The organism is Geomonas edaphica, from assembly GCF_004917075.1.
GTDB lineage: Bacteria > Desulfobacterota > Desulfuromonadia > Geobacterales > Geobacteraceae > Geomonas > Geomonas edaphica.
The window spans coordinates 265,784-277,425 of the sequence record NZ_SSYB01000001.1 but is presented as its reverse complement, the minus strand read 5'-3'; the positions used below and the strand labels follow the sequence as shown (position 1 = coordinate 277,425).

General features: G+C 62.2%; 5 protein-coding genes. All 5 read left to right on the top strand.

Going from position 1 to position 11,642, the window contains the following annotated elements; genetic code table 11:
* Position 1: 1 nt before the first annotated feature.
* The 5 genes from E8K79_RS01155 (at position 2) to E8K79_RS01135 (ending at position 11,548) form a co-directional block, all read left to right on the top strand.
* Positions 2-4,414: a hypothetical protein gene (locus tag E8K79_RS01155; protein WP_136513096.1), complete on the top strand. Its 4,413-nt coding sequence runs from the start codon at positions 2-4 to the stop codon at positions 4,412-4,414.
* Positions 4,415-4,503: 89 nt separating this feature from the next.
* Complete coding sequence (locus E8K79_RS01150; protein ID WP_136513095.1) at positions 4,504-5,922, top strand: contractile injection system tape measure protein; 1,419 nt, start codon at positions 4,504-4,506, stop codon at positions 5,920-5,922.
* A 10-nt stretch (positions 5,923-5,932) separates the two neighbouring features.
* Entirely contained in the window at positions 5,933-9,583 is a 3,651-nt protein-coding gene (locus E8K79_RS01145; protein ID WP_136513094.1) for an eCIS core domain-containing protein, read from the top strand.
* Positions 9,580-10,209: a hypothetical protein gene (locus E8K79_RS01140; RefSeq protein WP_136513093.1), complete on the top strand. Its 630-nt coding sequence runs from the start codon at positions 9,580-9,582 to the stop codon at positions 10,207-10,209. Before E8K79_RS01145 ends, E8K79_RS01140 begins: the two co-directional genes overlap by 4 nt.
* Positions 10,196-11,548, top strand: a complete 1,353-nt coding sequence (locus E8K79_RS01135) for an ATP-binding protein (RefSeq protein WP_136513092.1) — start codon at positions 10,196-10,198, stop codon at positions 11,546-11,548. Before E8K79_RS01140 ends, E8K79_RS01135 begins: the two co-directional genes overlap by 14 nt.
* Positions 11,549-11,642: the final 94 nt, after the last annotated feature.

Here is an 11,642-nt window from a genome sequence, read left to right as displayed (position 1 = left end):
GATGAAACCTTCACAAGATAACTTCCCCGTCTTCGAGGCGAACCAGGTGCTCTCCTTCTCACACCTGAACCAGGTTTTTGACTACCTGGACGAGCAGGAGCGGCTCACCCGCGCAAACCTGATCGGCATCGGCATCGTCTGTGGGCTGGAGATCGCCCTCTCCCAGAACGTCGACGGAGGCCTCGCCATAACGGTCACCCGGGGGTGCGGCGTCACCTCACAGGGGTACCTGATCGTGGAGCCTGAGGACGCGTTCCTCGTCAGCTACCGGCAGTACCTCCCTCCCAGCGATATCCCCTACACTCTCTTCATGAAGGGGGACGCCCCCTATCCCATATGGGAGCTCTTTCCAGCCGGCGAGCCGGACACGGCCCCCATCACAACCCCGGAAGGCTTTCTTAACGACAAGGCGGTGCTCCTTTTCCTGGAGCTGAAAAAGGAGGGGCTGCGTAACTGCAGCATGAACAACTGCGACGACAGGGGAAGCGAGATCACGGTAACGGTGCGGCGCCTCCTTATCGGCATTAACGACCTGAAGGAGATCATCGCGCGGGCGAACGCCCTGGAGGGGAACGGCACCGTCACCGATCTCGCCCAAACACTCTTGGAGCGGCTGAACATCCCGGAAGTGCACCTGCCAAGGATAGACGTGCCGAACACGGCCCCCGCCACCTCGCAGGACGTGTACGCCGCTTTCCAGGCTGCATTCACGGGAGAAAAACTCGTGCAGCAGACGGCGACGGCGCTCACCGCCGCTTACGACGCGTTCAAGCCGCTGGTGCAGCAGAAGTACCCGGACAACCCCTTCGCCGAGTTCACCGGCCGCTTCGGGTCCCTGGACAACACGCCAGGCTCCACGGCACAGGTCAGGTTCCTTCAGTACTACTACGATTTCTTCGACGACATCTCGAAGGGGCTGTGCGAGCTCTCCCATGCGGGCGCCGAACTTTTCGCGGTCTGCTGCCCACCGGAAGGGCTCTTCCCGCGCCACCTGATGCTAGGTGTCCTCTTCCCTATCCAGGTGAGCACACCGGAGCTGTACCGGACCCCGTTCTGGCCTTCCCCGGCGCTCTCCGGCGGCGAGGATCGTATCGTCGAGCTAGAGCGGCTCTTCGAGCGCCTCGTGGAGATGACGACGCGCTTCACAGATGCTCCGCCGCTGCCGCTTGCCGGCTTTTCGCGCCTCCCCTCGACCGACAGCACGATCAGGATCACCCCGAGCAGGCTCGGGGAAGCCCCTCTTTCAGGGAAGGCGATCCCCTATTACTACCTCTTCACCGGGACCCCGCCGCTGTACCGCCTCTGGGACCCCGAGAAGACACGGCGTAACCGCGCCAACCAGAATCTCGGCTACCGTTCCGACTCCTACCAGCCACCTGCCCCTACCTTCGTGACCCAGGCGCTGCGTTACGACCTGGAGCCGTACAACTTCCTGCGCGTCGAGGGGCACCTCGGCAAGAACTACCAGCGCGTGATGACGACGCTCCTGACGCTCAAGTCGCGCTACCGCCTCCCCATCGAGGTGATCGCGCTGCGCACCGGCGCCTTCGACGAGAAGGTGACCGTCGATCTCTCCAAACAGGGTTGCCGTTTCCAGGACCTCGAGACGCTCTACGAGAGCGTGAAGGCGGAATCGACCTGCTTTCTCTGCGCGGAGCTGCGCTACTTTTACGCGCTTCCCTTCGAGACCCGCTCGCCTGTCACCACCCCGGTCAAGCCACAGCTCGCCGTGCTCGCCAACTGCGCCCCCGATTTCCTGGTACAGCCCCAGACGCTGGGACGGCTCTTCGAGGACTTCCTGGCGAACCAGCCTGGCGGGGCCGTCCCAGAGATCGATCCGAACGTCATCATAAACTTCCTGAACAGCCAGAACGCGGGACAGTCGAACCTGATCATCTTCTACGTCATCGCCTGCGTGGCGAAGCTTTTCGAGCAGTACGCGGCGACGCTCGCCGAGCTTGACTACACGTCCTTCGAAAAGCGTTACCAGGATCTTTTGCGGGTGACCGAGGCAGTGGAGAAGGAACGGGAGGACGCGGCCGGAGCCATCGAAGGAACCATCAACCTGCTCCGCTGGGAGGAGCTCGACGACCGGCTCGAGGCGATCCTGTACCACTGCCGCCTGGACGTGGTGAAGGCGCTGGAGGGAGAGTTCCAGGACCGGCTGAGGGAGGTGAAGCAGAGGCTCTACCTCGGAACTTTCCTGCGCGATCACCCCGGCATCCAACATAAAGCCGGGGTTCCGTTAGGTGGCACCTTCATCGTCGTCTATCACGAAGAACCGGCGAGGGTGCTCCAGCCCGGAGGCGGGATCGACCTCGGCGGCCTCAGGGACCGCTTCCGCTTCGACGGACGCGTGGCACCCGAGGGCGTAACCGGCAGGACGGGACCGGCAGCACCTTCGGGAACGGCCACCATCTGCGCCGACGTGGAGCCCGCCGCCATGATGGACGCCTTCACCCGGATGGCAAGCAAGCCCGAGCTCGCAGCGGACCCTGACGTACGGCTCGTGCTGGGGGCTTTCACGGGACGCGTGCCAGACCTTGGTGTGACGCGCCCGCCGCGGACCGGCGCCGAAGACATCATCGAACAGACGGTACGGGAGCTGGAGGACGGCGCAGTTATCGCCGACTTCTACCTCCCTTATCTCTGCTGCTCGGACTGCGCACCCGTACAGTTCGTGCTTCCCACGCCGCCGCTAAGCTTCACCGTGCAGACCGGCTGTACCAACGCCAACAACCAGGCCGAGGTGACCATCACCCCCGAAGGGGGAACGGCGCCCTACAGCGTGAAGGTGGACCAACAGGACTTCACGCCGCTGAACGGTGTGCTTGCCCTCTCCGCTGGAACCCACATCATCTCGATACGCGACCAGGAGGCAACGGTCTCCGCGCCGCAGACGGTATCGATCCCGGCACAACTCGTCCTCGGGGAGCCGCGTTTCGACTGCATCGGCGACACCGGAACTTACGTCGCCGTCCTGGACATAAAGGGCGGCACCCCCCCTTACACGCCGAACCGCGGCTCGGTCAACGGGACGGTTTATTCCAGCGGCAACCTCCCCGGCGACACCGACGTCGAGATCGTCATCACCGATGCACGCAACTGCAGCGCCTCGGCCACCCTCAGGCACACCTGCACCCAGCCGCTCGCCTTCAGCGCCACGGTCGGCTGTACCGGCCCGGACAACCAGGCGCCGGTCGAGGTGAAAGTGACCGGCGGGACCGCGCCGTACAACGTGCAGGTCGACACCGCTCAGCCCGCTCCGGCAAACCTGGCGTTGAAGCTGAACGTCGGCGGGCACAGCATCATCGTGCACGACGCAGCCGGGACCGCCACCGCGCCGCAAACCATAGTGGTGCCGCCGCCCCTCGTGCTGCGGGAGACCGATTTCAGTTGCGAGGGGACCGAGAGCTATCGCTCCTTCATCCGCATCGAAGGAGGAACGCCCCCCTTCACGGCGAACGACAAGCCGGTCACCGGGAATTTCTTCAACACCGATTCCATCCCAAGCGGAAGCAGCTTCTCTGTTACCGTCGTCGACCACAACAACTGCACCGCCTCGCTCCAGGTGCAGCACAACTGCGAACAGGCCTGCGACCTTCCTTGCAGCGGCCAGTCGCGGCGCTGTGCCTACCGGCTCTGGATTCAGCCCCCCTTCCAGGACGCGCGCTACGAGAGCTATCGCCAGGAGCGGGAAGTGCGGCTGCGGTTCAACGGCCGGGACATAACGCTGCGCGCCGACGGGCTCCCCATACCCGATGCGGGCCATTTGAACGAGAACTTCAACGATGCCGTCGGGAGCTACGTGAAGGCGTTGAACGAGGTGGTTAACCAGGCCCTGGTCGAGCAGGCTGGCGCCGCGCCGGGACGTCTGGTCTTCAGCTTCCAGCCCGACGACGCCCTTCCCTTCGCCGTGCTCTTTATCGAGTACTTTGTCTGCGACAACTTCAACCTCGAGTTCCGTTACAGCTTCGCCAGGCCGAACCCGGCCTTCTCGATGGTGATCCGCTACACGAACGAGCCGGCGGCGACCGGCGCGCCCTTCGACGGCGCCGTCTTCATCAACCAACGCCTGAACAACAAGGAGACCAGGGTTCCCTCCTTCGACTGCAGCGAGCGCAACCAGTGCACGCACACCGACTACCATAAGCTCTGCGAAGGGCCGCAACCGGAACTGGACATGAATGTGGAGCGCGCGGCGGAGAACGGTTTGCGGCTCGCGGGAAAGGTAGGGAACCTGCCAAGAGAGGAAGTAGCCGCCTGGGTGTGGGACCTGCCGCTTGCGAACAGCAGCGAGCCCTTCTACGAAGGGGAGCAGGTAGAAGCGCAGGTGCAGCGCCCCAATGGCCCCGTGCAGCTCGCCGCGATAACCCGCAAAGGGTGTTTCGGGGCAGCGAGGAAGGAGCTTTAAGCAGCCTCAACGTCAGACCGGTCAGACTTAGTCAGACCCGTCTGACTAGTCCGACAGGTCCGACTGTCCGACAAAAACGGAGCCCCCAAATGCCGCACGTTATCCGCAAAAAGCGCCTCCATATCGAGTTCCACGGGCCGGAGTCGGAGGTCGCGGCGCTGCAGCGCCGACTGGAGCGCTTCTGCTACGACTCCCTACTACCTGTAATGGAGGTCGCCCTGAACGAACACGCGGCGGAAGATGAACACATCCTGCTTGAAGAAGTCGTCATCGACGCGGGGACCATCCCGCTGGACCAGATGGAGGCCGACCTTTCTCAAGCCGTGCAAGAAGGAATGCAGCAGGCTTTGGGCGAGGAGCTGCAAAGTCCGCGCATCAACTCCAGACGCAGGAACAAACTCCAGGCGATGACCGAGGTGTTCATGCATTTCCTGGAACAGGGTTCTCTACCATGGTGGTTTCAGCTCCAGGCGGGAAAGGAGCTTGAACAGGTACTGCTTGAGTGCTGGTTGGACGAAAGCCTCCCCTACGGCGCCGCCGTCATCACCCTGGAAGAGGTCCTCATCCCGCTACAGAAGGAATCGGCGCGCAGGCGGCTGATCCTGCAGTTCTCGGAGCGCTTCCGCTCGCTGCTGTTGCCGATCATCGCACCGCAAGTCGGCATTAGGGTTGCGGCGGTACTGGAGCGGCTTTCCGGTGTTGCGCTTCCTTCGACAGCGGTAGCCCCGATCCGAGAAAAGGTGTGGGACAATGGCCTGGCTGCCGCGGCAAACCACGTCAGCGCAACCGAGCACGAACTCATCTCCCGCGCGTGGCTCGGGCTCCCGGAATGGTTACGAAGGCATCCCGAGGTCTCAGTCGCCCTGGAGCGGCACTGGCCCGGAGCCGTCGGTTCGAGCAAGCCAGAGGCAACGGTCGAAGATTTAAAAAGCGCCACCCATAAACAGAATGAGGAGCCGTCAGCCGGGCATGCGGAGAAGATCGAAGGAGCGGACAAGCCTGAGGCGGTGCAGGAAGGTATCTACATCGAAAACGGCGGCGTGGTGCTGCTGCATCCGTACCTTACCCGGCTCTTCGAGGCGCTTGAGATCAGCAGCGGAAACCACATACTCACACCCGAGCGCGGCGTCGCAGTCCTGCACTACCTTGCCTCGGGGTCAACCGAGCCGCCGGAATATCTGGTGGCGCTGCAAAAGATCCTGTGCAGCATCCCACTGCATATCCCGATCGCACGAAACATAGAACTGACCGAACTGGACATCGAAATGTGCGACAGCCTGCTTAAAGCCCTGCTCCAGCACTGGGGCGCTCTGCGTAACAGCTCAGTGAACGGGTTGCGCGGCGCATTTCTCATGCGGCCTGCGAAGCTGACCCTGCGCGACAACGACGAGTGGCTTTTGCAGGTGGAGAAAAACAGCTGCGACATACTGCTGGATCAGCTCCCGTTCAGTATCTCAATGGTGAAGCTCCCCTGGATGGAGAAACTTTTGTGGGTGCAGTGGGACTAGGAGTGCGGCGATGAAATCGTGCGCGGAAAAATCTTCTGCTGCTTCGACCGCAGCGGCTCAAGTCGCAAGAGAGCCGTTTCTCTCCCCTGCCGTGCAGAGGAAGATGACGGTCAGCAAGCCGGGCGACAAGCTCGAGCAGCAAGCGGACCGGACCGCGGACCGGGTCATGCGCATGAGCGCCCCGGAAGGCCCGAAGGAAGAAATCTCCCGGCAACATGAGCCGCTCCAGCGCCAGGAAGAACGCCTCGGAAAGCAAGGAAACGAGGAGAAGGTCAGCCGTCTGCCCGACGAGCGTCTGCAGCGGCAGGAGGAGCGCGTTCAGAAAAAGGGGAATGAGGAGCGCCTGCAGAAGCAGCAGGACGAGAAGCCGCAGCGTGAACAGGACCGCCTTTCCCGGCAGGGGAACGAAGAGAAGCTAAGACGCAAGGAGGACGAAAAGATCAGCAAGGAGGGGGCGGAGAAGGACAACGTCCTGCGCTCCGAGGCCGGTGTCTCCCCTGCGGTCGGCGATGCGACCAAGTCCGCCGTGAAAAGCGGCGCTTCAGGCGGGCGCCCGTTGGCAAGCGAGGTGCGGGACTTCATGGAGCCGCGCTTCGGTAACGACTTCGGCGCGGTCCGTGTCCACGACGACGAGCGTTCCGCCCGGCTCTCGAATGACCTTTCCGCCCGCGCCTTCACCTATGGGAACCACATCTTCTTCTCCCGCGACGCCTACCAGCCCGGCACTAGCGAGGGGAAGCGGCTCTTAGCCCACGAACTGGCCCACACCGTACAACAGGGCGAGGGGGTCGCCCGCCAGGGGAACCCGCACAAGGAAAAGCGCGACGAGTCGCGAATCATGCGGCCCCCCGCCCCCGCTCCCCCCAAAGCCGCGCCCGCAGTCGATGCCGGTCCGGTGAGTTCCCAAGTGGTGGATCTCTCCTCCTCCGTCTTCGCCCCCTCGCAAAAGGTTAAAGACGAGATCGAGGCTTCCAAGGACAAAGGCCTGGAAGTACGCGTGATCGTGAAGGGACTGACCGCCGAGGGACGGGTCAAGGTCCGCATGGACAGCAAGAAGAACCTCGACTCGATCGGCAGGGGGACCATGCCCCTGCAAAATCCGTGGACCGACCAGATCGGCGGGATGCACATCAACTTCACCATCAAGAACAACGAGGTGACCGGCGGCTACGCATCGCTGAAACCAAAGGGCGGCGACACCAACGATTGGCTGCGGGCGCTGCAGAAAAACGCGGAACTGCTGGGGGGACTCGGCCTCAAGGTCGAGAGGCTCCCGAAACCCAAGAACACCTTCGAATCCGGCAAGCTCACCCTGGGCGTCGAAAACCTGAAGGTCGAAATCGGCGGGTTCCTGGACGCCGACTTCAACATCCTGGTGGAAAACGTCGCGAAGCCGAAGATCGACGCGAGCGCCACCGTCGACGTGAAGGGGATGGTGAAGGGGGACCTCAAGGTGGACAACACCAAGGGCCCCCTCACCGGCCAGCTCACCCTGGCGGTCAACCACAAGTCCTTCTCCGGTTCCGCGACGGTCATCTACAAGCCGGACGGCAGCGTTGATATAGGCGGCAAGGCGGCCTACAACGCGGACAAACTCTCCGGCGAGGTCTCTTTCATCGCCACCGATCTCGATTCGGCCAATAAGTTCGCCAAGGACGCGATCGCAGCGGCAGGTGGCAAGGAGAACATCGAGGCGACCGGTCCTCCCCCGCCGATACCTGCGCCAAAGCCGGAGAAGAAGAGCCGCGCCATCGCGGCCACGGGGCAGTTGCAATTCCACCTGACCCAGTGGTTTGCCGGTACCGTATGGGTCGTGGTCGACGGACGCGGCCTTCTGACCGTGGTGAGCAAGATCGCGCCGCCCGGTGAGATCCCGCTCTTCCCGCAGAAGAACTTCGACCGGGAGATCGTCAAGTTAGAGGCGAAGGCATATTACGGCATCCCCGTGGTCGGCAACCTGAACCTATTCGCCAACATAAGCCTTTGGGCGCTGGCGCGGCTCGGCCCGGCCAAGATCTACAACATCGAGATTCTGGGGACCTACTCGACAGACCCCGAGGTCCAGAAGTTCATCCAGATCTCGGCCTCTTTCAACATCTCTGCCTATGCCGGCCTGAGACTGCGCGCCGAGGGGGGCGCCGGGATCGAGATCGCGTCGCATGACCTGAAGTTCGGCGTAGGGATCCAGGTGGACGTGGGGCTCATGGCGTACGCCGACGCCCGCCCCACCATAGGCTATCGCGACCCCGGCGTTTTCTACGTCGGCGGAACGCTGGACATCGTCGCCCAGCCCATGCTCGACCTCGGCGGCGATTTCTTCATCGCCCTGGAAGCGCCATGGTGGTCGCCGATCTCGGACCACCGATGGACCTGGCCACTATTCTCCAAGCAGTGGCCCCTCTCCGACCCGGTCGGCATCAGCGCGGTGGTAAAGGAGTACGTGCTCGGCTCGGGCACCGTCCCGGAGATCGAACTGAAGAAGCCGGAGTTCGACCCGTCCAAATTCATGACCAGCATGGTGGACGACAAGCTGCCCGAGAAGTCCGGCGCCAAGGGGAGCGGTAGCGGCACCTTCAAGAACGACGGGAGTATCCCGCCACCGACCATCCCCCCGAAGAAACCGGCACCGAAGAAGCCGGAGCCGAAACCGACCAAGAAAGGAAAGACACCACCTGCCGGGACCAAATCGGCCAAACCGGACCCGAAGGGGGTCAAGGACCAGGAAACGGCCAAGATCTTTCAGGCTGCGGCGAAGCCCCTGGGCGCACTCCGGTCGGGCGGCCCTTTCACCCGCGCCATGCTGGACGCGGAACTTGGAAAGATCAAGGGATCGGTGAAGGGGATCACCTTCGACGTGCAGGCCAAGGGGGAGAACTGGGTGGTTACCCCGAAGGCGGGGGGGAAGAGCGCGAAACCGGTCCAGTTGAAGGGAAAAGGAATCGACAAGGACGCCAAGGACGGGAAAAAGGACGCAAGGAGTGAGGCCCAGAAGCAGGCGGATCTCGACGCGGCCCTCGCCGATGCCACCGCCCTCCTGGAGGACGAAAACAAGGACGCCGCTGAAATCAAGCAGGCGCTCCCGGCGATCAAGACGAAGTACTACCTGATCCTGATCGAACTGGTCGAAGCTGATGCGGACGAGGACGAGGTCTACGACAGCATACGCGCCACCGTCAACCCGACCAAGAGCGGTACGAAGAAGAAGCGTCTCAGAAAGCACAAGTCGCAGTACGTCACGCGCAAGGGGCATCAGTACGTACTCAAGCCGGAGTTCAACACCAAGGAGTACATCCGCGACAGTTTCTACGCCAAGGGCTACCGCACCGACGTGTACGAATGGCGCGACGACCAGGTGAACGATCCCAAAAAGCTGAGGCACCCGACCAAGCCCAATCTGTACAAGTGGAACAACAAGTGGTGGGACAAGACGCTCAAGTACAAGGAGTCCCCCACCATCGACCACAAGAAGCAGGCTGTGGTCCAGCACTGGAATGAAACAGGGAGAACGACCTATCACAAAAAACGCCTCGATTACTTCAATGACATAAAAGGGATGGAGGTCGTTCCCTACAGCGAGAACAGTTCCATGGGGTCAAAACTTCCCGACAGTTATTCAAAGCGAGTCACCATTAAATTCAGAGGTCCGGGAGAAGGGACATGAGCATGTTGTATCTGTGGCATCCGTCGGTAAGCGGGGACGGCAAGGTTCTCGACTGCATCCTGACGCGTGGGGATTCGGACCAAATCGGTGGCGGCTCGGAGCGCTTCGTGAGCGCGCTGGCCTCCACGCTGGAGATCGGCACCATCCCGCTCAAGTGGTCGATAAAGCCATACCGCTGCAACTTTTACAGCGAGTACTGGTCCGAAGGGGGATGGGAATCGAGGTGGGACTTCATCTGGCGTGTGACAATCCATTTCAAGGCGCAGGTGGCGATACGACCGCTGAAGCTCGGCTATCTCGGGATAGACGACATCGACGACTATTCGCCGCTCGTGGAGAGCTACAAGTTCGAGCCCTTCTCTTGCCTGGTGGCCGGAAGCTTTGACTCGGAAGAAAAGGCGCGGGAAACGGCGCCCCGTCTCGCTAACGACAAGGAACTGGTGGCGGCAAGGAAGGTGGCGGCGTCCCCGGACCCGGTCATACAGGTGGTCCGCGTCGATGAAAAGGCTTTCCACCTGCGCGCGGCGCTGGGTTCCGGCGACGCCTCCTTCTTCCAGGGAGAGTACCCCGAGCTCACGCTCTCCTTTCTCGAAGCTGCCGGGGCGGTGACCCATGTCCGGGGATAGGAATACTCAGCACCCAAGCGCGGAAGCGGCGAACCTCGGTCTCGCCCTGGACTGGATCGAGCAGCTGGTAACGGGCTATCTCGCCCTTCGTTTCGAGCGGGCCGAAAGCTTCGAGCCGCCGCCGCTCGAGTTTTGCAGCGAGGATTCGCCGCTGGAGCTATTCATAAAGAGCCAGGACCCGGGCATGGAGGAATTCGCCGTAGTGATGTTGGCGCTGGCGCCCCACCTGCGCCCCGGCTTCTACAACAAGATACTCGCGCAGTTTCTTCCGGAGGGGGGCGAGGTGCACGAGTTCGGCGGTGTGCACGGCTCCGATCACCGGGCCATCCTCCCCACTGGGGAGACCGCCCAGTTCATCCTGGCCGGGAACGACGTGCGCAAAAGGATCGAGGTGCAGCGCATGTTCGGCGCCGAGCACTGGTTCGCCAAGAAAAAGGTCGTCTGGCTCGACACGGTGCGTCCCGGCGAGCCGATGATGAGCGGGCGCCTTTGCATAGACCCGGAACTGGTGGAATGGGTGACCCTCGGCACGGTTGGAAAGCCGCGCTTCGGCATCGAGTTCCCGGCCCAGGCGATCGAGACGGAGATGGGATGGGAGGACCTGGTGCTGCACCCGGACACGCTGCGCCAGATCCGCGAGATCGAGAGCTGGGTCCGGCACAAGGACGTCCTCATGGAAGAATGGGGGATGAAGAAGAAGCTGCCGCACGGCTACCGCGCCTTCTTCCACGGCCCCCCCGGCACCGGCAAGACCCTGACCGCGACGCTGTTAGGGAAGTACACAGGCCGGGACGTGTTCCGCATCGACCTGTCGCGGGTGGTTTCCAAGTACATCGGGGAAACCGAGAAGAACCTCGCCCTCTTGTTCGAGAAGGCGGAGTACAAGGAGTGGATCCTTTTTTTCGACGAGGCCGACGCCCTCTTCGGCAAGAGGACCGACGTTCGCGACGCCCACGACCGTTTCGCGAACCAGGAGATCTCCTACCTGTTGCAGCGCATCGAGCAGTACCGGGGGCTCGTGATCCTCGCTAGCAACAAGCGTAACCAACTTGACGACGCCTTCGTGCGGCGCTTTCAGGCCATCATCCATTTCCAAATACCGAGGCCGGAGGAACGCTACCGGATCTGGAGTGTCGCCTTCCCGCAGCAGGTCGAGATCGCCCCAGAAATCGACTGGCGGCAGATTGCAACGAAGTACGAGCTCTCCGGCGCCGGGATCATGAATGTCATGCAGTACTGCGCCCTGGAGGTGTTGGCCGACCAGTCGCGCCGCCTGGATCTCAAAAGGCTGGAAGGGGCGATATTGAGGGAATACGTGAAGGAAGGAAAGGTCGTCTGAAGAAGAAGCCGTTCTAAGTTCTATGTTCTAAGTTCTATGTTTAGAAGCCTGGCCTTTAACGTAGAACGTAGAACTTAGAACGTAGAACCTCGCT

Coding starts and splice junctions, on each gene's coding strand:
- E8K79_RS01135 (WP_136513092.1), top strand. CDS start 10,196: ATGTCCGGGGATAGGAATACTCAGCACCCAAGCGCGGAAGCGGCGAAC.
- E8K79_RS01155 (WP_136513096.1), top strand. CDS start 2: ATGAAACCTTCACAAGATAACTTCCCCGTCTTCGAGGCGAACCAGGTG.
- E8K79_RS01145 (WP_136513094.1), top strand. CDS start 5,933: ATGAAATCGTGCGCGGAAAAATCTTCTGCTGCTTCGACCGCAGCGGCT.
- E8K79_RS01140 (WP_136513093.1), top strand. CDS start 9,580: ATGAGCATGTTGTATCTGTGGCATCCGTCGGTAAGCGGGGACGGCAAG.
- E8K79_RS01150 (WP_136513095.1), top strand. CDS start 4,504: ATGCCGCACGTTATCCGCAAAAAGCGCCTCCATATCGAGTTCCACGGG.